Annotated in this window: 24 protein-coding genes; 4 read left to right on the top strand and 20 right to left on the bottom strand. The window is 57.0% G+C overall.

Annotated features, from left to right (window positions below; genetic code table 11):
* Positions 1–12: 12 nt before the first annotated feature.
* The 3 genes from D0Y96_RS00660 to D0Y96_RS00650 all read right to left on the bottom strand — a co-directional run bounded on the left by D0Y96_RS00660 (position 13) and on the right by D0Y96_RS00650 (position 2,858).
* Positions 13–963 (bottom strand): RepB family DNA primase, encoded by a 951-nt coding sequence (locus tag D0Y96_RS00660; protein WP_117297244.1) that lies wholly within the window; start codon positions 961–963, stop codon positions 13–15.
* Positions 964–1,049: 86 nt separating this feature from the next.
* Positions 1,050–1,424 (bottom strand): single-stranded DNA-binding protein, encoded by a 375-nt coding sequence (locus D0Y96_RS00655; protein WP_117297242.1) that lies wholly within the window; start codon positions 1,422–1,424, stop codon positions 1,050–1,052.
* A 453-nt stretch (positions 1,425–1,877) separates the two neighbouring features.
* Positions 1,878–2,858 carry a TadA family conjugal transfer-associated ATPase gene (locus D0Y96_RS00650; RefSeq protein ID WP_117297240.1) on the bottom strand — a complete coding sequence of 327 codons (981 nt, stop codon included), beginning with the start codon at positions 2,856–2,858 and terminating at the stop codon, positions 1,878–1,880.
* Between the two features lie 26 nt (positions 2,859–2,884).
* Here D0Y96_RS00650 and D0Y96_RS00645 point away from each other — a divergent pair, with 26 nt between their 5' ends.
* The gene (locus D0Y96_RS00645; RefSeq protein ID WP_158562111.1) at positions 2,885–3,052 is read left to right on the top strand and encodes a hypothetical protein; all 168 of its coding nucleotides are present in this window, start codon (positions 2,885–2,887) and stop codon (positions 3,050–3,052) included.
* Positions 3,053–3,123: 71 nt separating this feature from the next.
* Here the strand turns inward: D0Y96_RS00645 and D0Y96_RS00640 are convergent, their stop codons facing one another.
* Entirely contained in the window at positions 3,124–3,903 is a 780-nt protein-coding gene (locus D0Y96_RS00640; protein ID WP_117297238.1) for a VirB8/TrbF family protein, read from the bottom strand.
* Between D0Y96_RS00640 and D0Y96_RS00635 the strand changes: the two genes are divergently transcribed.
* Positions 3,902–5,086: a PDDEXK nuclease domain-containing protein gene (locus tag D0Y96_RS00635; protein ID WP_117297236.1), complete on the top strand. Its 1,185-nt coding sequence runs from the start codon at positions 3,902–3,904 to the stop codon at positions 5,084–5,086. The two genes, D0Y96_RS00640 and D0Y96_RS00635, sit on opposite strands and share 2 nt — an antisense overlap.
* Positions 5,087–5,326: 240 nt before the next feature.
* Here the strand turns inward: D0Y96_RS00635 and D0Y96_RS00630 are convergent, their stop codons facing one another.
* The 10 genes from D0Y96_RS00630 to D0Y96_RS00585 all read right to left on the bottom strand — a co-directional run bounded on the left by D0Y96_RS00630 (position 5,327) and on the right by D0Y96_RS00585 (position 14,135).
* A complete protein-coding gene (locus D0Y96_RS00630) occupies positions 5,327–6,253 on the bottom strand; it encodes a hypothetical protein (protein ID WP_117297234.1) in 927 nt (308 codons plus the stop codon).
* 24 nt (positions 6,254–6,277) lie between these two features.
* A complete protein-coding gene (locus D0Y96_RS00625; RefSeq protein ID WP_117297232.1) occupies positions 6,278–6,547 on the bottom strand; it encodes a hypothetical protein in 270 nt (89 codons plus the stop codon).
* Between the two features lie 12 nt (positions 6,548–6,559).
* Positions 6,560–7,348: a hypothetical protein gene (locus tag D0Y96_RS00620; RefSeq protein WP_117297230.1), complete on the bottom strand. Its 789-nt coding sequence runs from the start codon at positions 7,346–7,348 to the stop codon at positions 6,560–6,562.
* Positions 7,349–7,586: 238 nt separating this feature from the next.
* Entirely contained in the window at positions 7,587–7,820 is a 234-nt protein-coding gene (locus D0Y96_RS00615) for a hypothetical protein (RefSeq protein WP_117297226.1), read from the bottom strand.
* Positions 7,821–7,833: 13 nt separating this feature from the next.
* Complete coding sequence (locus D0Y96_RS00610; RefSeq protein ID WP_117297224.1) at positions 7,834–9,099, bottom strand: TrbI/VirB10 family protein; 1,266 nt, start codon at positions 9,097–9,099, stop codon at positions 7,834–7,836.
* Positions 9,100–9,101: 2 nt separating this feature from the next.
* Positions 9,102–9,950: a TrbG/VirB9 family P-type conjugative transfer protein gene (locus tag D0Y96_RS00605; RefSeq protein ID WP_117297222.1), complete on the bottom strand. Its 849-nt coding sequence runs from the start codon at positions 9,948–9,950 to the stop codon at positions 9,102–9,104.
* A 22-nt stretch (positions 9,951–9,972) separates the two neighbouring features.
* Entirely contained in the window at positions 9,973–12,342 is a 2,370-nt protein-coding gene (locus tag D0Y96_RS00600; RefSeq protein ID WP_117297220.1) for a VirB4 family type IV secretion system protein, read from the bottom strand.
* The gene (locus D0Y96_RS00595) at positions 12,323–12,586 is read right to left on the bottom strand and encodes a VirB3 family type IV secretion system protein (protein ID WP_117297218.1); all 264 of its coding nucleotides are present in this window, start codon (positions 12,584–12,586) and stop codon (positions 12,323–12,325) included. Before D0Y96_RS00595 ends, D0Y96_RS00600 begins: the two co-directional genes overlap by 20 nt.
* A gap of 12 nt (positions 12,587–12,598) precedes the next feature.
* On the bottom strand, positions 12,599–13,000 hold the full coding sequence (locus tag D0Y96_RS00590) for a hypothetical protein (RefSeq protein ID WP_117297977.1): 402 nt from the start codon (positions 12,998–13,000) through the stop codon (positions 12,599–12,601).
* Positions 13,001–13,118: 118 nt separating this feature from the next.
* Positions 13,119–14,135, bottom strand: coding sequence for a LysR family transcriptional regulator (locus tag D0Y96_RS00585; protein WP_117297216.1), 1,017 nt, complete (start codon positions 14,133–14,135; stop codon positions 13,119–13,121).
* 249 nt (positions 14,136–14,384) lie between these two features.
* Here D0Y96_RS00585 and D0Y96_RS00580 point away from each other — a divergent pair, with 249 nt between their 5' ends.
* Positions 14,385–14,648 carry a helix-turn-helix domain-containing protein gene (locus D0Y96_RS00580; protein WP_199480142.1) on the top strand — a complete coding sequence of 88 codons (264 nt, stop codon included), beginning with the start codon at positions 14,385–14,387 and terminating at the stop codon, positions 14,646–14,648.
* A gap of 39 nt (positions 14,649–14,687) precedes the next feature.
* Here D0Y96_RS00580 and D0Y96_RS00575 read toward each other — a convergent pair whose 3' ends face one another.
* From D0Y96_RS00575 to D0Y96_RS20635, 4 genes are all read right to left on the bottom strand, one after another.
* Positions 14,688–14,942: a hypothetical protein gene (locus D0Y96_RS00575; protein WP_199480141.1), complete on the bottom strand. Its 255-nt coding sequence runs from the start codon at positions 14,940–14,942 to the stop codon at positions 14,688–14,690.
* A gap of 1 nt (position 14,943) precedes the next feature.
* Entirely contained in the window at positions 14,944–15,258 is a 315-nt protein-coding gene (locus tag D0Y96_RS00570) for a helix-turn-helix domain-containing protein (RefSeq protein WP_117297214.1), read from the bottom strand.
* The gene (locus D0Y96_RS00565; RefSeq protein WP_117297975.1) at positions 15,255–15,581 is read right to left on the bottom strand and encodes a type II toxin-antitoxin system RelE/ParE family toxin; all 327 of its coding nucleotides are present in this window, start codon (positions 15,579–15,581) and stop codon (positions 15,255–15,257) included. Before D0Y96_RS00565 ends, D0Y96_RS00570 begins: the two co-directional genes overlap by 4 nt.
* Before the next feature lie 84 nt (positions 15,582–15,665).
* Positions 15,666–16,934: a tyrosine-type recombinase/integrase gene (locus tag D0Y96_RS20635; RefSeq protein WP_117297212.1), complete on the bottom strand. Its 1,269-nt coding sequence runs from the start codon at positions 16,932–16,934 to the stop codon at positions 15,666–15,668.
* A 593-nt stretch (positions 16,935–17,527) separates the two neighbouring features.
* On the opposite strand from D0Y96_RS20635, the gene D0Y96_RS00555 reads away from it, so the two are divergent.
* Complete coding sequence (locus D0Y96_RS00555) at positions 17,528–18,619, top strand: LacI family DNA-binding transcriptional regulator (protein WP_117297208.1); 1,092 nt, start codon at positions 17,528–17,530, stop codon at positions 18,617–18,619.
* 35 nt (positions 18,620–18,654) lie between these two features.
* Here D0Y96_RS00555 and D0Y96_RS00550 read toward each other — a convergent pair whose 3' ends face one another.
* Positions 18,655–18,876 (bottom strand): glycoside hydrolase family 97 C-terminal domain-containing protein, encoded by a 222-nt coding sequence (locus tag D0Y96_RS00550; protein WP_252263417.1) that lies wholly within the window; start codon positions 18,874–18,876, stop codon positions 18,655–18,657.
* A 4-nt stretch (positions 18,877–18,880) separates the two neighbouring features.
* Entirely contained in the window at positions 18,881–20,314 is a 1,434-nt protein-coding gene (locus D0Y96_RS00545) for a sugar porter family MFS transporter (protein ID WP_117297204.1), read from the bottom strand.
* Positions 20,315–20,316: the final 2 nt, after the last annotated feature.

The following is a 20,316-nucleotide window of genomic DNA, read 5'->3' as shown; positions in this document are numbered from 1 at the left end:
TTGGGGTTGAAATCAGGCGGACTTTGTGTGGCGAATCATGCGTTGCGCCGTGGTCGCAATCTCCCGCGCACGAGCGGAGCAAAGTGCAGCAGGCAGCTCGAAGCGGCGTCGCGTTTCGAGCATGGTGATTACGTCATCGAAACGGATGCCTTCGATGAACCACAGGCGGGCGGAGGCAACATCGACGGTGCGCTGCGCGTAGTACAGCGGATTGGGTTTATCGGAGCGACGCGAAGCCAGCTCCCGTGTCAGCTTCACGGCGTCTTTGCCGTGAGCAAGCTGATCGGAAACCCATGCCCAATCGCTCTCCGAATTGCTGTGCTTCGACGGCGGCTTTCTGCTGCCGGAAGCGCCAGCGAGAAGCATGGCATCGACTACGCCAACATCAAGCTGGAAATCGTCTGGAGTCCAGATGGAATCGTCGGGATATTCGACCGTGACTTTGTACGGCGGATCGTACTTCCGATTGAGGAAACCGGGGACGCGAAGGACACGGTTGCAGTCGGTGCAAGCCGGATCGCCACCGAAGGCAATGGCGAGCAGCTTGAGGGTCTGTTCCTGCTGCGGAAACTCGAAGCCTTCGACCCGCCAAAGCACCTGACACTTGCCGGACGAAGTAGAAAGAATCGAGGTCGGGGGCGGCACCAACTGCGATGCCCGGAGCGCAGCGAGGCGGGCGTCTCCATCCTCATCGATGTCGAGGTACAGATGCCGGGCGGAAGCGATGCACTCTTTGGTGCGTTTCCGGCTGCCAGGGCGAAGCGGATTCGCAGCGACATAGATGTTGCTGCGATCATGCTGGTTCTCGTAGGAGAGCCATGCCATGTAGCGGCTCTCCAACACCTGTTCGAGTCGCACGACACGTTGCTTCGGAGCTGCTTCATCCATCCTGCGAAGCAGGATCGCGATGGTTTCATCCGGGGCGAAGCATCGACGGAGAAAGGTAGCGGCAATCTGACTCATAGGGGACCCTCTTGAGAGTGCAATCGTGCGGGCCTTAGCAGCAAAAGAAGCCCGGTGATACCGGGCTTCCATGCGGATGGAGTGACCTATGCGGCCACTTCCTCGTCGGGGATCTCATCGAACTCTTCTTCGGGCGCGGCGGCTTTCTCGGCACGGTCGAGTTTGAGGATGGACCTGACGCGAATCTGATCTTTCTTAGCTCCCTTGTAGACGGTGTGCTCGATCTTGCCTTCGATCTCGATGTGAGCGCCCTTCTTGAGCTTGGCTGCGAAGTCTCCCAGCTTGCCGGAGACGATAAGGTTGTGCCATTCGGTGAAGTCCGTGTACTTGCCGGTCTCCCGGTCTTTCAACGACTCCTTCGTAGCGAGGGAGAGAGTGGTGAACGGCTTGTTGTTTTTGCCGGTGCGAACGACGGCATCGCCGCCGAGGAAGCCCATGAGGATTGCTTTGTTCTTGTACATGTTGTGTCTCCGTTTTGAAATTCCCGATCTGCTCGGGTCACACATGGCGAAGCCCAGCGAGTGGGTCCGACTCCCAAGGCCGAAGTTCTGCATTTACGGTGGGTCCATCGCAGATGGAAACCGTAACCGGAGGCGGCGATAGCCGAAGCAGAAGAACGAGCCTGCCGCCGGGCGTCGGTAAGACCCCGAAGCCGTGACCGTGCAGAAAGCGGGATACATGCGGGAGACACACGCAAGAACAATCCTCTTCATCCGCTTCCTGGCGATACCATGTACCGGCAATCGCCGTTCGCTCTCTCCGCGCACCGAGTCGAACAGGAGCCGCAAGTCATAGCCGAAGGCACCTACCTTCCGGCAACTGCTACCAAGCTCTGGCGCATAGACCGAAGGCCAATGAATCGATACCGAATTGAGGGTGCGGATTAGCATCACGATTCCGGTCCCATTCGTGTCTCATGCAGCCGCAACGGTAGAGGGGACACGATAGATGTCCTCGGTCTCGAAGGACTGGTCTGCATGGCTATATCCCTTCACCCGAATCAACTCGCGTACCCGGCGTTGGCCCGCATGATCGCGCTCGCAGTACAGAACAAAATCAATGGCCTCCGCCGTCTCCGAACGAATAAAGGAATGGTTGAGATTTGCCCTCGCACTTAAGGCAAGATCGGAGAGACGATTGAGGGCGTCCCACGCACTTTTTGCGTGGATGGTGGAGAGCGTTCCACCATGCCCTGTATTCATGGCTTGCAACAGGTCGTAACCGCACTCATCGCGTATCTCTCCCATGATGATGCGGTCGGGACGATGCCGAAGAGCAGCAGCTACAAGCTGGCTGGGCGTGACGGCAACCTGGCCGGGGATCGCTTCGACCGCCTCCCATCGAACTGCGTTGGGATGCGTTATCTTCAGCTCGGCTGGTTGCTCAATGACAATCAGGCGTTCGTGCAGCGGCACATGGTCAAGTAGCGCCTTCATCAGAGTGGTCTTACCTGAGCCGGTTCCACCGCTGATGATGCCGTTCTTGCGCTCCGCAATAAGGCCGACAACAGTATCCCGAATCTCGACCGGTAAGCTGCCAGATGAAATCAGCTCATCCGACGTAAACCAGCGGTTGAATTTACGAACGGTGAAGGTCGGGCCATTGATGGAGGAGGGCGAGCCCACAACGGCGACGCGGGAGCCGTCCGGCAGGCGTGTATTCAGAATGGGATTCTGGCTGGTAAGGTCTTGTCCGAGGATGCGTGCGACGCGCTCTATTGCCGCTTGCAGGCGGTCATTGGTGTACGGCGCGGAGAGCACAATTCGCTCGACCACACCGCCACGATCCGCGAATACGCCGGTCGTCCCGTTGATCATCAAATCCGAGATGGACGGGTCGAGCAGGAGCGTCCGCAGTTCGTCAGGAAAGAACGGTAAAATGAGATCGAAGCTCATTGGATCACCACGCGAGACAGGACACTATGGCAAGCAGAACGATCCCCTACGACACCATCGCGAACAAGCTGATGAGCAAGGCCAGCCGTGCTCGTGCAAAGGAACGCGGCAGTGCCATCCTCAAGCGTATGGCGCTCGATGAACTGCGCAAGTCTCGCAAGGTGACGCACGAAAAGCTCGCGCCCTCCGAATAGCGCGGCTTCCGGCTCTGACGCGCGGAGGCGCAGGTAGAGGGCTTTGCGCATCCCGGTTATAACTGGACGCCTCATCGAACGGCTCCGTCAGTAGCAGTGGTGCCGGGGGCAATGGGGTCAACGGATACACGGTTTTCGTGGAACTCTGTGATGGTCAATCCAAGAGGATTGATGAACTCATACTGCGGGTAAATCTTGGCCTGATCGCTGACCTCTTTGGGATTCAGGTAGTAGGTCAGACTGAGCATCCAATGCTCTGTACGCGGCTCCCGTGAGTGGCTTGGGGAGTACAGCTTGTCGAGAGCCAGCAGCGCCGTCCCACGGGCTAGAACTGCGCCTTGTATGGTCTCCTGTGACATGGATGTGATGGTGACGTTCTTTACCTCCACATCGCTCTGCTCGATCTGGCCGCCCACCACCTGCGAAACAAGATGGTTTTGGTTGTCTTCGGTCATTAACTGCGAGGCCAGATTGCCGGAGAGGAAGTAGTAGTTGAGCGGATACTTCTTGGCGATGGTGTCGCGGCTGATCGTGTAGCGGTAGTTCGCCCAATCGGTAAGGTATGTCCGAATCTCGCCCTCACGCGGGCTGTAGTTCAAATCGCTGTATTGGATCGCCTGGGCACGGCCCATCTCATCAATGCGGATGTAGCGATTTACGAGTGGGCGACGGGCCAGAGAGAAGTTGAGCCACATCGAACCACACAGGAGTACCGTCCCACAGGCGAGGATGAGCCGGTAGGCTTTTCGTTCGGCATAGTGAGAGGCGTAGACCTCATTACCGATCTCGTCGGCAAGTATGGCGTGGCTGGGCGTGAGGGATCGTTCAATGGGTGATGTATGGGTGGACATGAGACACCTGAATCCTTTCTGGATACCTAAGGAGGAGGCTGATGCGGAGGTCTGTCCCGACTGGAGCTTTCGTTATGATGGGAGTACGAAAGGAACGACTTTGCCCTCCCGATCCAAACCTGCTGCTCTCCGGCGGACGGTAAACAACGAGGACGCTTTCGCCGAAGTGCTTCGGCTCATCACCTCTGCCCGCGAACAGACCTTCCAAGCAGTTAACACAGCGTTGATTGATCTCTACTGGAAGGTCGGCGAATACATCAGCGGTAAGATCGCTGCGGCAGAGTGGGGTGATGGCGTGGTGCCGCGGCTCGCCGAGTATATTGCCCGAACCCAGCCAGGAATGCGCGGTTTCACTACGAGTAATCTCTTCAGAATGAAGAAGTTCTACGAGACCTACAAAGACGAGCCAATTAGTGCGCCGCTGGCGCACCAATTGCCCTGGAGCCATAACCTCATCATCCTCGGACAGAGCAAACGTCCTGAACAGCGCGAATTCTACCTGCGCATGGCGGTAAAGGAGCACTGGACCAAACGGGAACTGGAACGCCAGTTCGACACGGCATTGTTTGAACGGGTAGTGCTCTCCCCGACAAAAGTGGCACCACTGGTGCACCAAACGCATCCGGGTGCGGACACGATCTTCAGGGATTCCTACGCTGTTGAATTCTTGGGACTGCCGCAGAAACATAGTGAGCGTGATCTGCATCGTGGGCTGCTCAACCGAATGCGAGAATTTTTGCTGGAGCTTGGTCGGGATTTTTGCTTTGTCGGCTCTGAGTTCCCGGTGCAGGTAGGAACGAGCGACTTTGCTCTCGATCTGCTCTTCTTTCATCGTGGTCTCAACTGCCTGGTCGCCTTTGAGCTGAAGGTGACTCGGTTTGAGCCGGAGTATCTCGGCAAGATGAATTTTTATCTGGAAGCTCTCGACCGAGACGTACGCAAAGAGCACGAGCGTCCTTCTATAGGCGTCCTGCTTTGCGCCAGTAAGAACGATCAGGTCGTGGAGTATGCTCTGAGTCGCACACTCTCCCCGGCGCTCGTAGCCGAATACAACACGCAACTTCCCGACAAGAAGCTGCTCCAAGCCGCACTCCATGAGTTCTACGAGCAGGATGACCCAGAGGAACCGGCTCCATCCGTTTCCACCAAAGGAAAACGAAGCATTCCAAGGAAGGCCAAGTAGTTGAGTTGCATGTGGACGTTGCCTCGGTGCTAGTAGCGTCTCAATGAGAACTATGTGCGTGGACATGGGGAGAATGGCTCCTTGCGGTGGCGGCCTTGAATACCACGCAGGCATAAACCAAACCTGCGATCAGGACGCCGAGGATGAAGAGGATGAATAGCGGTCTCATAAGCCGCTGAACAGTACGACTACTTGAAACCGCACTACCAAAGAAAAACGCCAATAAGACATTCCACATAGTTATCCTCCAGCTCCACCCTTCATCAGAAACATTCCGGCAACACTACCCGCCGCGCCAGCAGCGGCTGATGTTAGCCCCGCCGCCCCACCGAAGATTGCTTGCGTCATGCTCGGAATGAAGAGCATATTCAGGATGAAGGCGACGAATACCATGATGCACGGAATGAGATTGGCAAGCCACATCTCCATTGAGTAATTTCCATTGAACGTCTGTTGGATAAAAGCGTTCATGAATCCGCCCCACACAAAGATGAACGCGGCGGCGACGGCGCGAATCATGGCAAAGCTGATAAGTACATCGAGGAAGTGAAAGAACTTGGCCCGAAAGGTCTTTGTCATGAGCAGTGGCACAAAGATGGGGCCGAATAGCGCAGTCACTCCATAGAGGATGAAGGCGCTGCAATTGATGACAAATAGTATGGCGGACGCGATGCCGAGAAGAGCCTGCACGATGAAGTAGCAAAGGATCTGCACCGGAGCCATGAGCGACGGCATCGTTGTACCGTCACCAGCGGTTTTGAAAAGCTGAAGCAAGTTATCGAGCGAGTTCTGATCGAAGGCAGCAACCATCGCCTGCGCGATGTAGGAAAAGAAGTGATTGATGCCAAAGCTCGCTCCGGGGAACGGATTCACCCAATAGCTTTCGAGCAGACAGCAAACGATGAGTCGTACCAGGAAGTTCACTAAATCACCTGCATGGACAGGCTGAGCGTGAAAGCGGAGCGTCATGCTCTGCGTGTTCCAATTCACAACCATGCTGATGAGTACGAAGAGAGAGATGCAGGCCAGCTCCGTAAGTCCAAGCTGAGTAAGCGCACCGCCGTTCTGAGTCGTTAGATTGGTTAAGTTGTTGGTGAACTGATAGAGCCAATCGACGCCGGAACTTGCGCTCGGTAGTGCTTGTGCCAACACTGCTACGGAAACCATATTGCTCTCTCCCACAGATAACGTTTAGGGAATGTACGTCTTCCAGGTTTTGCCTTCGTGGGCGGCGGCGGAGTTGTGTTTCTTCTTGTCCGCTTCCACGCGACGCCGGAATGCCTCATCTTCGGCCTTGCGTTCTTCGGCTTCCTTCTGCTGTTGCTGAAGGATGGAGGCCGCCTTGGCGGCGGCAGCGGCGGCTTTCGCCGCCTCATGCCGCTGGTAGGTGAGCGCGCCACCGATCGCGGTAAGAGCCGCGAGGATGGCGAGCAGGATTTTGGTATTGATCGCTTTCAGCATCGCGGTCTCCGATCAGGGAAGATACGTGTCCCATGTGCTGCCTTCATTGGCGGCACTGGTATCGTTGGCGGCACGCTGTTGCTGAACGAAGACGACAGTGTTGAGGTCTTCGGCCTGTGCGTTCCGACGTTCCATATTGGCGACGGTCATTTGCGAAGCAAGACAGGCGTGCAACGTGCCTTGCGATTGCATCTCGCTCAATCGCTGCGCCTCGGCCGCATTGAGAAGATTGAGCTGCTGGACTTCGCTGTTGGTGGCATCGCCGCCATCGAACTGCTGCGACAGAAGCGAAGTGTTCGCAGTAGCGTTTTCGCTTCTGGCGGCACGATACTGACCCACTGCGGTAAGGCAGTCGGGAGACACGGAATCGGCGGTTTCGATCATGGCAAGCTGCGACGTGCGTGAACTGCCAAGTGACTGACTGGCAAGGTAGGTTGGTGCGGTGCCGTTCATCGTGACTGTTGCGGCTTTCCATGCAGTGCTCGACGCGCCGGGTGAATTGGTATTGAGCGCGATACTCATGCCCGCTGTCTCGCCGAACATATTGGCGACGTTCACGTTCTCAAGGGCGTGCAGCGTGGTCTGCCACTGCTGCTTTGCTGAGAAATGCGTGATGTTGTTCTTCAGCATGTTGTACTGCGTCTGAAGCGTGGTCAGTTGCGATACGAGGCTGGCGTAGCTCGTCGGATCGAAAACAATATCTCCGATGCCAAAGAGGGCAAAGCTGGGCGTTGCCGTAAGCAGCAATGCCGCGCCTGCGCCAATGAGCCACTTGCGGCGGTTGGTCAGTGTGACTTTCATAAAGCCTCCTGCGGTTTGCGGTTGAACTACATGCACTGCGGGCAGGTCGGGTCCAACCTGTCCAAGGGGAACGTGTGGCTGTGTGTTGCGTTTGTAACGGCCTCGGTGGACTGGAGGTATATCCACGCGAGTGTGTTTCTGCCCGTCGCCGTTCCGACGAGCAGAAGAGCGAGCAAGAGTGCGGCAATGATTCCCGAAACCTGATAGAAGCGATGGAGCGGGATCGTCTGCATGGTTGTCACTCCTCCTCTATGAGCTGGCGAGCTACCTGCGGAATGATCGTTGTCCACTCCGCGCCGCTGCGCTCGATGGCCTCGGGGATCGTGTAGTCGATCTCCGCCAGCCAATCGGCACGATTGAGAACGAGAGCAACGGCGACTTTCTCTCCAGTGGACTGAACGGCCCAAGCGTCATGCCCCCCGCGGTTGGCGTCACGGGACTTGCGGAGCAGATGTTCGTAGCGGTCATTCATTGCAAGCTCCTCACTACAACGTGGGGTCAACGCGATGCGCCGCGTAGGACGGAATCAGAAGGTCGGTGCCGATGTATACGCGAGCACGTGAGCCTTCCTTGAGCGTGATGATAGGAAGCCTATTGAGGAAGTGATTCAAGACTTGTTCGCCCTCGACCGCGGACTGTTCGGAGATCCCATTCCGAATCTGTACAGAAGGGTCGAGGACGCTGCCGCCGTTTCCGATCTGTGCCAAGCCGCCAAGCCCGCCGATGGCAGCGGCTGCGGCGAATGCCTGCAAGTATCCGTGGTCAACCTTGGTAGCAAGACCGGTCGTGCCGATCTGGTCTAGCCCGATGTACTTGGCAAACTCAAGCGAGAAACCATCGGGGCAGATGGCGCGATGGAAGGTGACGAACATCTTGCGCTGTTGTGCATTGCCTACGCTCTGCACGTCGCCAAGCAGCCGAGTACCTTGCGGCAAGAGAAGCTGCTGATGGTCGTGGGAGTACAGGTCAGTGGTAAGCGAGACCATAATCGGGCCGCTGAAACCGCCGTCGATGTGGTTGGTCACGACACCTTCCAGGACCGTGCCCTCGAAGATGCGATACAGACGGCCATCGTAGGTATCGAAGTCGTATGCGGCCATAGGGTTCTTCTGGCTATCAGTCTTCACCGCCGTATTGACTGGTTTGGATTGAGCCGCGCCGCCGGCTGCGGCAGCAGCCGTCTCTTGCGCGGCCTCTGTCGCGACTGTGGCAGGGACGGGAGCGGTACGCTCAAAGTCAATCGCAACCGTATCGCTGTTGATGGCGTCCTGCTGCTGTTTCTCTTTCGCGAGCTGCTTCTGCTTTGCCTCGGCTTGGGCCTGAGACATATTGGAAGTACGCTGCGGAGCATTCGGACTGTCGCCATAGATGGCTGCTCGCTGAGCGGCGGTCATCGGTGGAGCGCCTGCGCCCTCCGGGCCGGGCGCACCTTCCGTCTGCTGCAACTGTTGGAGCGCTGTATTAAGTTCCTGCTGATGCTGCCTCGCTTCAGCGTCGCGTTGCGCCTGCAACTGCTGCTGCGACTCAAAGCTGTTTACCTGCTGTGCATTGGGCGCTGCCGGTCGCATGGGCATGGCGCTGGTCGGCGCACTTTTCTTATTGCCACTCAGCAGGCTGGAGAGGTTGGCGATGCCGATGATTCCGATAATGACCACCAGGGCAATCACCACCGGCATAGTTTTCTTGAGCGGCGGCTTCGATTCCGGCTGTTCCGGCACAGTAGCGGGCACGTTTTGATTCGGCTCCGGCATGACTACCTCGCTTCCTGGGTGCGATGAAACTCGACCTTCTGTTTGCCAATGGCGAGATAGCCGTTGTCCAACTCCTTCGGAACGGTGTAAAGGCCATTCGAGAAATCGAAGTTGATGAGCGAGGGCTTCTTGTCCTTCACTTCATAGAGAGCGGGCGTTTCCTGAAATTGTCCGCGTAGATAGGTGAACCTGTCGTCGCGCCATATCGCCTGCAAACCAAGCTCTTTGCCCTTCGACTTGTCCCAGGTGTAGTCAAAGTGCAACGAGCCGGGATACTGGCTGCGATACGCTTCCTCTTTCGTCTGCTCGGCTTTCAATGTGGCGGCCTGAGCAGCCTTGGCTGCTGCCGCTTCCTGCTTCACCTTGTCCAACTCGGCAGCGGGCACGAAGACTGGCAGTTCGGCCAGCCGGTCTTTCGCGGCCTTGTCGCCGGGGGCGATGAAGATTTTGGAATCGAAGTGGGGATCGTCGTCACCTGAAACCTCACGCAACTGCAAGGTGTACTCGTTGCCATGGTCAGAGACGATATGAACGTCCGTGGTGCTTCCTGCAACCTTCGGCTTGATGCTGATGAAGCGGCTGGCGACGTGACCGCCATCGAAGACCCAATCCACTGTGTCCCCCGCAAAGACGTTCGCAACCTTCTCCTGATCGGGGAGCAGGATCAACGTCGATTGCAGTAACCCGGCGCGAACCACAGGCGGCGTGTCCGCCTCGGACACGGTGATGGTGCGCGGCGCATTCGGCTGAAGGTGCTTCGTTGCGTCGGGACTACCGGGGCCAGAGGCGACGGCGGTGGTGGCAGTCAATGCAAGTCCACAGGTGACGACGACGATGATGGGTGGTCTCATTTCTCTCTGGTCCTTTCGGCGGTTAGGCAGACTCGCCCTGGGCGAACCGTGTAATGCCCTCGGTGAGTCCATACTTGGCAATGAGCTTCGACCGGCGCACGCGATCTTTTGGTTTGGTCGAGAACGTCGCATAGCTGCGACTATCAAGATTCATCTTGATAACTTTGGTGAGGCCGTCGCGGCGCATGTAAAGGGCCTCGCGGTCCTGCAAGCTCTCGAAGAGAGCAAGCTGCTGCTCGGTCATCTTGAACAGTTCCGCGTACCGCTTGCGGTTGAACGTCGCGTCCTTCAGGAAGAGGAAGGATGTGCAGGAATTCACGATGCTGTCGGCGTTCTCTCCAAGGTCTTCCGCCGATTGACCAATCATGGTGACGCCCCCAAGGTTCTTGCGAACGGTCTTGATGGAAGCGAGAGCACCTTCGAGCAACTGGCGATTTTTCATCGAACTGAAGATTTCTTCGATGAGGATGTGCTTGGGGACGCCGAGATTCGTGGGGTCATAGAGAACGTCATTGATGCGGCGTAGCAGCCACACCATCAGCGGCTCAATGAGATCTGCGTTCTGTGCGTTGTTGACGCCCTGAAAGTCGAAGCACTGCACGCGGGACAACGAGAGATTGTCTTCTACGTTGTCGAAGATGGCGCTGTACACGCCTCTCCCAACCCACTTCGAGAGGTAGCGGTCGAGCTTCTTCGGCAGAAAGAGATTGGAGAGGCGACGATTTTCCGGGTCGAGCAGGTAGATGTCCTGTACGGCTTTGTGGATCACATCGTCGTCTTCGGGCTCCAGCTCCGCGCCGCCGTTCGTCAACAGCAGCTTGATGAAGCTGTACAGGAACTTGATGTTGCTTTCCGTTGGCTCCAGAGCAAACAATGCAACTCGGGGGCCGTCTTTGCCTATACGGTCAACGCGACCACCGTACAACTCGACCACGCTCTCATAGCTGCCGCCGATATCGAAGATATAAGTAAAGCCGCCGTACTTCTGTTCCAATGCGACGGTCGCATTTCCCATCACGCTCTTACCCGCGCCAGGAGGCCCGATGATGAGCATGACGCGCACACCATCCACGTACACATCCTGAAAGAAGGGAGTGCGTGTGCGTGTCTCGAAGACGTTCAGATACTCAGAGTCCAAGTCTTCTGATAGCGGATGGCCAATGTGCGGTGCGAATACAGAGGAGAGCCGCGCATGGTGTTCCTCGGACAGCCACATCGGAAAGACGTTGAACTTTCCATTGCCGGGAAACATGGCGTAGAACGCACAGAGATTGCCAAGCGTTTCCTCGATCACCTGAGCGCGTGCATCGACGAAGATCCGATGCACGGTGGGCGCGGTATCGCGTAGTAGCTCCACGCTGTCTGCGGCAAGCAACAAGCGCAACGAATATTCGCCCTGCGCCTTCTTATCCAGCTCACGGATGACTACGCTCAAATCATCGACGCTGCTGTTGGCGGCCTTCGCGCCCGCACCCGTCTCAAGTGAGGCCGTGTCACGTCCACTCATCACGCGAGTCAACACGCCCACTTTGAAAAACGAGATGAACTTCTCTTGAGCGTCGATCTCGCTCCGCGCCGCCGCGGTGGACTTGGGCCGCCATGTCGAGCACAACACGCTATCGCAATCGAGCGTCAGCAGGCCGGAGAAGAGGCATGGCCTCGATGCCTCCGGCGTTGTCTTGAGCGAGAACATCTGCACGTAGCGTCTACCGACGCGGAGATGATCGCTGTGCCATGCAATCGGATTGCTGACGATCTGCCGGTCTACTCCGGTATCCTCACGGAGCTGCGACTGCGTGGCCCATTCTTCAAGATTGAACAAGTGGGAAAAGAACTGGAACGTAGCCGGTTTGTCGAGCAATCGAAGTCCCAACAGACCGCCCAGATGATTCTCCAGAATCGTTGCCGACTTCTGTAGCTCCGCCAGCATCCGCGACGTATCGGCGGAGTGTTCCTGCGGCTTGCGCTCGAATGCTTTCAGCTTGGGCGGCTCCAGCGTGAGGCACCAGTGAAGATCAATCCGGCGGAACCCTGCTGTCTTCTCAAGGAAGGTCAACCGGTCATCCACGAAGACCTGCGTGACGGGATTGCTGTAGGTCTTCTGACGAGGAAGGTCATAGCCGGACATGATGCGGGTGTACTGGTAGAGGCACGAGCCTTCGGGAAGTCCACGCAATGCTCCTTCAATCGACCGCATCCGCGATTCCAGCTCCTGGTCCGTCAAGCCTTCTTCGTCGATGCCGGTCAGAGCAAAGAGACATCCGTAGCCGCCACCTTTAAGCGCAAAGATGCTGGGGCCGATGAAGCGCGAGATTGGCACAATCGAGCACGCGGCTCCGGCCTTTGCGAACCACGGAACGAATTTGGCTTGCTCAATATTTGCGCGGGTCATAGTAGGACTTCTGGTTGAGGCTCAGGCCCCATAGTTGGAACATCTTTGGGTGTTTGCGAACGATGAGCCATGCGCAGACTGCAAGCGTTGGAAACGCGAGCATGGCCAGCAGGCGAAACCCAACGAGGAAAACCGCTACGCAGACGAAGACAATCGCCATCCATGCTGTAAGATCGAGACCTAGCTTGGCTCTCGGTCGATTCAGCGCTTGATTGATCGGTAACGGCTCTCCCCGCTTGGTCATGGGTGCAGCACCTCACATGGATTGACCTGTTAAACTGCCTATCCAGCCCGCACCCCATCCCAGAACTCCCGCCCCAAAAAGCGCTCCGAAGAGGCCGGGGATGGCGTCCTGAAATCTTCCTGACATCATGCGAATACCCGCAAAAATCAGCCCTCCGAGGCAGATGACAGCCCCGGCGTACATGGCAAAAGTTTTGAAGGTTGTCATCAATGTTTGCGCCCCGGAGAAGTCCATCGTTCCCTGGGCATGAGCAACGTTGGCAGCGCCCGCAATAGAGAGCGCGACAAGCGTCGGTCCCATCACGTGCGCTGCACGGAGAAGTTTTCGAGAAATGATTTGCACTCGCCGTCTGCGAGACGAGCAATGAGAGTGGGCTTTGTTAGGGGGATTGACGACACTGCATACGGAAGACATCGGCACCTCCATCGACTGGTCTCAGTCGGGAATATGCCGGAGCTTAGTGCTGATAATTTCTAGTCGTCCAATACTTCTTTGTTATGGGGCCATCTCTTTGCGAGATGAGGACGAATGACTACGGTCGGTGATGTATGTTGAAGAGCCCCATTTGGTCGTCAGTCTTCTCGCCAGATTTTGATTTTCGCTGAACCGTGGCTGCTACCGAGGCCACGGGCTTTTTCACCGGAGTATCTGATGCATGACGGAGCGGATTGACTAGCTCCTCGACAAAGAATGCAAGAGCGGGATTCTCATGACCTTCACGCAGAACCAATCCGCTATCGACCGTCCAGTCGACCCCAACGATGGGCCTCACAACGAGACCGTTCTGCAACGTGCGTCCTGCACGAATCAGGGAGTAGCAATGTCCCTCTTTTACCATCCATTGCACGTGTTCAATGTTTTGCGTTGGCTGGCATGGCCGAGGCGTGATGCCAACCTCTTTGAACATCTCCAACAGCCGTTCGTAAGCTGCCGGGTGATACTTCTGGTAGGTGAAAATACTGATCTTTCCGGATAGGGCCGAAGCGGGAACAGCCTCATAGCTTGCGAGCGGATCATCGTTTCTCATACACACAAGCAAACGCTCACGCTCAAGAACATGCACTTCAAGGTCGTCGCCTGCGACCGGCAACGTCAGCAGTGCGGCGTCCAGGTCTCCGGCACGAAGTCTCTCCAGGATATCCACGGTATCGCCGCTCTCCGGTAGCATCTCGCAGCCGGGCAATAGCTCTTTATAGGTGTCGGATACAAAGTGAAGTAGCCCCTTCAGAACGAAGGACGAGAAGCCCAATCGCAGCGGTTGTAAGGATGCTGAGTGGATGGCGAGAAGGGTTTGTATGAAGAGCGTGCGCCTCTTCAGGCTGGATTCCGCATAGACCTTCATCATCAAGCCTTCCGCCGTCAGTTTGTAGCCATGCTCGCGGTCGAAAAGCTGCACATTCAGCATGTCTTCGAGCTTGCCGATCTGCGTGCTGATTGCGGACTGTGCGACGTGAAGTTTCGCGGCGGCGGCGGTGAATGTGCCTGCCTCTACGACTGCGAGAAAGTATTTGAGGAGACGGAATTCCAGATGATCGTCAATGTTGTTCATGCGGACCTCGTGGCTCGGCTAGGCGGGCGACCGCGATTACCGGCAACGAAGCGAAGAGGGCACGCAAACATGCCGGAATAAAATTGTCAACCAAGGGGAATCAAAACGTCAACCATCGCTCTGGCGGATGCCTCATCACCAAAACAGATGGGGCCATCTCGAAACAGATGACCCCATCTCTTAGAAGTATTGGACAGTCCCGCTGGATCAATAGGAATGTATGGAAAGGTCGTACTTCGGGGGCGATGCTTGAACCTCATTGAAAAGCTCGAAGCGAGAAGCGGTGCCATGAAGGTTGCTGAACTTTGCGAGCTGCTTGGCGTGGACGACAAACACATCTATCGCATGGCTGCCCGTGGTTCCTTGCCAAGTTTCCACGTGGGGGGAGCGGTTCGGTTTGACCCGCAGGAAGTAGCGAAATGGTTACGGCTGAGATACGGCCTCGATGACGCCGCGAGGAAGCCCCCTACGCGGGTGAGTGCTTCCCGCAATGCAGGCCAGCGCATCGCGTAGGGCGGAAATCAGAGTGCATCGTAAACATCATCTTCCGGGTCACTTCAAACTGCCGCGAAGCGGCTGAGACTCGCTGGCATTGGCACGTTCTTGCGACGAGGGATCGACGAGACATGATTCGTCGAAACTCCGCATTGTCGCCTCATCAATGGTTCCAATCCTGTACATTGCGGCGACGTTCGTGTGTATCGCCTCAAAAGCATCACTCTTGTATTTCTTTCGGTCTGCCATCGCTTCGCTCCTTGCTTCAATACGGGCAATCTGAAGAACTGCCGTCTTTGCAGCATCGTTCACATCAGCGTTTAACTGCCGCAGGCTCGTTTTGGGATTCAAAGGTGATACGGAGCCGAGAGCGCGTTGCACGCGCGAAGCGCTCCAGCGTGCGAGTTGACGGTAACACTTTACCGCTCTCCAGCCGGGCGACTACAGCCTGCGTGGTCCCCATAGCAGCAGCAACCTCTTCTTGCGTCATATCGGCTTTGCTTCGCGCTTCGATCAAAGCAGAGGCAAGGGCAAACTCGTTCTCCAGTGCATCGTAAGCGGCAACGAACGATGGATCTTTCTTCCACTCACGGAACGATTCTTCCGCCGGAATCATCTTGCGCTTCATTCAACCTCCTTCGCTCGTTTCAAGGCCAGTGCCAACTCTCGCCTTGGCGTCTTCTGTGTCTTCTTCACGAAGACATGCACCACCACGATTCGCTTTCCAACCGCAGTGACATAGCAGGCGCGTGCGATGCCACTCTTGCCCTTCATCCGCATCTCCCACAACGAGCCTTCAAGATGCTTCACGTAAGGCTCACGAACCCGCTCTAGTCCGTGCGCCTGGATCAACTCGACTATCCGCTGGAAACTTGCCCGGATGTCCAAGGGAAGCGCATCGAGAGAAGCCTTCACCCCTTCATCCAAAAACTGCACCGACCAACCCGCCATAACCATTATACCTTTTTTGCAATACTTCGCCTGCTGACCTAAAACAAGAAAAGAGCCACCCGTAAGGGTGGCTCTTTTCGATGACTAGGCTACCAGCCCGGCCAGTTCGCCGTTGTTGACCTTGTGCGCCGCGTCCTTCGACCGTATGCCCTTGAGGTACACCATCGTGGACTTGATATCGCGATGTCCCATCCATGCCTGCACGGTTCGGATGTCTACGCCGTCGCGAAGATGGTTGGTCGCAAAGGTGTGCCGGAACTTATGCAGGAAGAAGTTCATGCAGTAGGGGCCTTCGGCGCACTTGTTGCCATGCTCGGTAACGCAGTGACCGCAGTTGAGACCGGCGCGTTCGGCAAGCCGCTTGACCACCATGTCCATCTCGCTATCGGGATTGCCTCTGGTGTTGCCGAAGACGAGATCATGAGGCCGCGCATTCTTGCGCTCCTTGCGCTTCTGCAAGCGCTGCATGAGCGCATGGGGAAGGGGCACGACACGCTCCTCCCAGTTCTTCGGCGTGAAGTCCCACTTCGGCTTCGCCGTGACACGGGCGAGGTCATGACGGAAGTCGAGATCGACGTACTCGATGTACCGTATCTCCTGGTCGCGGTAGCCGGAACCAAGGATGAACTTGAGCAGGTCGGCTTCGTCCACGGTCGCAATCTCGAACATGGGCGTCATCTCTTCCGGTTCGTAGATCGGCCGGATGGTCTCGACGTACTTGGGCCAGTCGCCCTTTTCCATCAGACCGCTGCGACCGTGCTTCTTGAAGAGCTGCAACACGGTCACGACCTTGTCGTAGACCGTGCGAGCGCCCAGACCCTTCTCATAGCAGTAGGTCATGAAGTCGAGGACATCATCGCGCGTTGCGTCTTCGACGAACTTGCGCTTGTAGGAGGCACGGAGCAGGGTGTCGAGGGTGTAGCGGTAGGTGAGCCAGGTGCGCGCCTTGCGCTGCATCTTGACGTACTTCAGATAGTCATCGATGGCATCCCCGATAAGGGTCTTGTCGGAGGCCGCAGGCGGCGGCTCGGGAGCGGCGATGAGACCATCCCGGATTGCGGCTAATTCGAGAGCCTTATGACGTGCGGCGTCGATGGCCTCTTCTCTGGCCACGGGAGTGCGATAGCGGTGACCTTTGCGACCGCCGACGCGCCACTCGATGTAGTACGCGCCTTCCGGGTGCGTCTCGATCTGGCCGTTGACGCGCACACGGTCCTTGAGTCTGCCGTTCGCTTCAGGGACGACAGGAGCGAAACGCCATCCCGCAGCGGTTTTGATTTTCTTGATGAGGTTGACGCGCTCTGCGTAATCGGGAGCGTTGAGAAGTGTGCCGAGGGGCTTGGGAGCAGGCATCCATTGATCCTCCTCTGAGGCTTCATAGCCTAGCAGAATTGGGTCAGCGTGGACACCATCGTGGACACCAAGGAACTAAGTTGTTTATTTTCTTAGTCTCGGTTAGAAGGCAGCGCTCTAACCAACTGAGCTACGTCCCCGGAAACTTCAACATTCCGGATTTCTGTCGTGCAGATACAGGCACTTTGCTGTTTCTGCCCGACTCTTTGGAAGTGCCGTTGTCGACTCAGATCGGGCGATGAGCGCCAAATCTTCCGTCGCAATTACAGGATTAAGTCTATCAGATGAATACAGGTTTTGGGGTTCCGGGCCTCATGGTTTCAGACCAGAAATCTGTGAATAAGGCTACGGAGAGCAGGTGCGCCGGCTGTGAAATGTGTCGGCGGCGCATCTGCAATATCAGAGCCAGAAAAGAGATCGCTCCATCGAAGATCTTTCCCGCAATCTGTTCGAAGCTGGCGACGGCCACCCCTGAAGTGGCGGTCAGCCGGAGTCGAGTCTGAACGCGCCGCCACAGCGTCAGCGGATGAAATTGACCCGTCGGGCGTGAAGCCGTTACGCTCGGGTACAAATCCGGATTCAGTGGATAAGAGATGACAAATCCTGAAAGGCCGGTCGGCGTGAAAGATATTGCGAATGCGCTGAAGGTTTCGATCGGCACAGTTGATCGCGCTCTGCACAACCGGCCCGGCGTGAATGAAAAGACCAAAGCACTGGTTCAGAAGAAGGCAAAGGAGCTTGGGTATCAGCCGAATCTTGCAGCGCAGGCGCTGAAGCTGAACCGCAGGCTCGCCGTTGCGGCGGTTCTGCCCAAACACATCGCGCATTTCTTCGATCCGCTTCGCGATGGAATCCGCGCGGCTGCCGCGTCGGCGGTGGGTGTGAACCTGACCCTCGAATTCTTCGAGTATCCGCGTCTCGGCGGAGGCGACATCGAGGCGTTTCAGCGCGCGATGCAGAAGCAGTTCGACGGCATGATCTTTTTGCCGGGCGACGTGCGCAAGTATGATCCGCTGATCCGCAAAGTTGCGGAAAACGGCACGGCGGTGATGTGTGTGGGCAGCGATGCTCCCGGCACCGACCGGGTCGGGGCTGTGTCTGCGCATGCTTCGGTGAGCGGCGCCGTGGCAGCGGAGCTGCTCTCGCATACGCTTACTTCCAAAGCCGAAGTTGCGATCTTTTCCGGCGAGCTTTCGACGCTCGATCACGTGGAGAAGCTGCGAGGCTTTGCCGCAGCGCTGGCTGTGATTGCGCCACACCTTACTCTGCTTCCAGCGCTTGAAAGCCATGACCGGCCGCGAGAGGCATACGGGCAGGCGATTGAGCTGATGCAGCGGAAGCCCCATCCTGCGGGTATCTACATCAGCACAGCCAACAGCATGCCGGTGCTGCAGGCACTCGAAGAGCTCGGTCTGCTGGGCAAAGTGAAGGTCGTTACCACGGATCTCTTCCGCGAGCTGGTGCCGCTCATCGAAACCGGGAAGGTGCTTGCGACTCTACATCAGCGGCCGTTTACGCAGGGAAAGCTCGCGCTCGAAAACCTGCTCATCTATCTGTTGCGAGACCGCAGGCCGCAGCCAGTGGTTCAGCTTGCGCCTCATGTCATCTTTCGCATGAACCTCGCTCTGTTTGCGAACCAGATCGGGAGCCGCACCGATGAGGAAGTGGAGTTTGCCGAGCGCTGAAGTTAAATCATCAGAAGATCGCAGCATGGCAGGCCTTATCGCTTTTTCGCGGGAATGAAGCGAATTGCGCAGCCTCCTCCGGGTGCGAGCTGAATGTGAAGCGTCTGCGATGCAGTCACGGTTCTGGATCGGATCGTCACGTGCGTCGGCTCTGTTGCCGCGTCTTTTGCGTCTTCGTAGATTTGCGCCAGATACGATCCTGAGCCAAGAAAGCCGAGCGGTACGTCGAAGCTGCGCGCGGTCCAGTCAGTAGTCAGAGCATTAATGACGCACGGTCATGTCAGCTTCGATCTGTTCGAGTGTTTTTCCTTTTGTTTCCCGAACAAAGCCCATAACAAAGAGCAGTCCGAGCAGACAAATGATGCCGTAGAGAGAGAATGTTCCTGTGATTCCCAGCAGGCTGTCGAGTGCGGGGAAGATGTACGTCAGCAGGAAGCAGGCGATCCACAGGGCACTCACGGCGATCGAGATGCCGTGGGAGCGGATGCGGTTCGGGAAGATCTCCGCGATCAGCACCCATGTCACAGGAGCCAGCGTAAGCGCGTAGCAGGCAATGGCGCACAGGGTCAGCGTCAGCACCGCAGCCGGAGGCCATGCCGCTTTGTATGCATAAGCGCAGAGCAGATAGGAGATGCCGATGCCGGCACAGCCGAGGATCATCATCCATCTCCTGCCGATGCGATCCACGAGAAACATCGACAGCACGGTGAAGATAAGATTGATCGCTCCGGTAATGACAATATTTAGGAAGATATCGTTGGCGGCATAACCGGCGCTGCGATAGACCTCTTCCGCATAGTTGAACAGGGTATTGATTCCGGTCCACTGCTGCAGTACGGCCAGTGCGATGCCGATAAGAACGACGCGAAGGAACCGCGGGCGCAGCAGATCAGCCCATAAAGAGTTTTCCTGGGAGCTCTCGACAAGCGATCGCTCGATGCTGGAGATCTCTGATGCTGCATAGAAGAGCCCGCCGACCCGCTCCAGAATGCTTTTCGCTTCATCGCGGCGATGGTTCGTAAGCAGCCAGCGCGGGCTCTCCGGAAGAAAAATGGAAGTGCAGATAAAGACCGCTGCAGGAGCCACAACCGCGAAGAACATCCAGCGCCAGCCCCACTGCACATTCCAGGAAAGAAGAAGGGCATGGTGGCTGAGATCGGCTGGAACCGGACGCGCAATGCGCCAGTTCACGACCTGCGCAAGCAGGATGCCGACGACGATGGCAAGCTGATTCAGGCTGACTAGCTTTCCGCGAATCTCTGCCGGGCTGATCTCTGCGATGTAGAGTGGAGCAATATTTGAGCTGAGTCCGATGGCGACTCCGCCCGTGATGCGCCAGACAATAAAGCTCGCAAACAAATGCGCCCAACCCGTTAGTGCAGAGGACACGGCGAACAGGATTGCGGAGACCAGCAGGACGCGCCTGCGTCCGAACCGATCGGCCAGGGTGCCTGCGGCCAGAGAGCCAATAAGGCAGCCCACCAGAGCGCAGCTGTTCGCCCATCCGATAAGAGCAGTGGACGTCAGGCCGAAATAAACTTCGTAGAACTGCCGGGCTCCTCCGATAACGACCCAGTCATATCCGAAGAGCAGTCCTCCCAGCGTGACGGATATTGCAATCGCCCAGACGTAAGCTCCGCGCTCCGCCGGAACGGAACCGGCCGCGAACGATCCTGAGTCTGCCGCTCCCTGCATCT

The organism is Paracidobacterium acidisoli (genome assembly GCF_003428625.2).
Taxonomy (GTDB): Bacteria; Acidobacteriota; Terriglobia; order Terriglobales; family Acidobacteriaceae; genus Paracidobacterium; species Paracidobacterium acidisoli.
This window is presented reverse-complemented; position numbering and strand designations above follow the sequence as displayed.

Excerpts from the sequence above, each read along its gene's own strand:
- D0Y96_RS00660 (WP_117297244.1), bottom strand. The coding sequence starts at position 963 with ATGAGTCAGATTGCCGCTACCTTTCTCCGTCGATGCTTCGCCCCGGAT.
- D0Y96_RS00655 (WP_117297242.1), bottom strand. The coding sequence starts at position 1,424 with ATGTACAAGAACAAAGCAATCCTCATGGGCTTCCTCGGCGGCGATGCC.
- D0Y96_RS00650 (WP_117297240.1), bottom strand. The coding sequence starts at position 2,858 with ATGAGCTTCGATCTCATTTTACCGTTCTTTCCTGACGAACTGCGGACG.
- D0Y96_RS00645 (WP_158562111.1), top strand. The coding sequence starts at position 2,885 with ATGGCAAGCAGAACGATCCCCTACGACACCATCGCGAACAAGCTGATG.
- D0Y96_RS00635 (WP_117297236.1), top strand. The coding sequence starts at position 3,902 with ATGAGACACCTGAATCCTTTCTGGATACCTAAGGAGGAGGCTGATGCG.
- D0Y96_RS00640 (WP_117297238.1), bottom strand. The coding sequence starts at position 3,903 with ATGTCCACCCATACATCACCCATTGAACGATCCCTCACGCCCAGCCAC.
- D0Y96_RS00630 (WP_117297234.1), bottom strand. The coding sequence starts at position 6,253 with ATGGTTTCCGTAGCAGTGTTGGCACAAGCACTACCGAGCGCAAGTTCC.
- D0Y96_RS00625 (WP_117297232.1), bottom strand. The coding sequence starts at position 6,547 with ATGCTGAAAGCGATCAATACCAAAATCCTGCTCGCCATCCTCGCGGCT.
- D0Y96_RS00620 (WP_117297230.1), bottom strand. The coding sequence starts at position 7,348 with ATGAAAGTCACACTGACCAACCGCCGCAAGTGGCTCATTGGCGCAGGC.
- D0Y96_RS00615 (WP_117297226.1), bottom strand. The coding sequence starts at position 7,820 with ATGAATGACCGCTACGAACATCTGCTCCGCAAGTCCCGTGACGCCAAC.
- D0Y96_RS00610 (WP_117297224.1), bottom strand. The coding sequence starts at position 9,099 with ATGCCGGAGCCGAATCAAAACGTGCCCGCTACTGTGCCGGAACAGCCG.
- D0Y96_RS00605 (WP_117297222.1), bottom strand. The coding sequence starts at position 9,950 with ATGAGACCACCCATCATCGTCGTCGTCACCTGTGGACTTGCATTGACT.
- D0Y96_RS00600 (WP_117297220.1), bottom strand. The coding sequence starts at position 12,342 with ATGACCCGCGCAAATATTGAGCAAGCCAAATTCGTTCCGTGGTTCGCA.
- D0Y96_RS00595 (WP_117297218.1), bottom strand. The coding sequence starts at position 12,586 with ATGACCAAGCGGGGAGAGCCGTTACCGATCAATCAAGCGCTGAATCGA.
- D0Y96_RS00590 (WP_117297977.1), bottom strand. The coding sequence starts at position 13,000 with ATGTCTTCCGTATGCAGTGTCGTCAATCCCCCTAACAAAGCCCACTCT.
- D0Y96_RS00585 (WP_117297216.1), bottom strand. The coding sequence starts at position 14,135 with ATGAACAACATTGACGATCATCTGGAATTCCGTCTCCTCAAATACTTT.
- D0Y96_RS00570 (WP_117297214.1), bottom strand. The coding sequence starts at position 15,258 with ATGAAGCGCAAGATGATTCCGGCGGAAGAATCGTTCCGTGAGTGGAAG.
- D0Y96_RS00565 (WP_117297975.1), bottom strand. The coding sequence starts at position 15,581 with ATGGCGGGTTGGTCGGTGCAGTTTTTGGATGAAGGGGTGAAGGCTTCT.
- D0Y96_RS20635 (WP_117297212.1), bottom strand. The coding sequence starts at position 16,934 with ATGCCTGCTCCCAAGCCCCTCGGCACACTTCTCAACGCTCCCGATTAC.
- D0Y96_RS00555 (WP_117297208.1), top strand. The coding sequence starts at position 17,528 with ATGACAAATCCTGAAAGGCCGGTCGGCGTGAAAGATATTGCGAATGCG.
- D0Y96_RS00545 (WP_117297204.1), bottom strand. The coding sequence starts at position 20,314 with ATGCAGGGAGCGGCAGACTCAGGATCGTTCGCGGCCGGTTCCGTTCCG.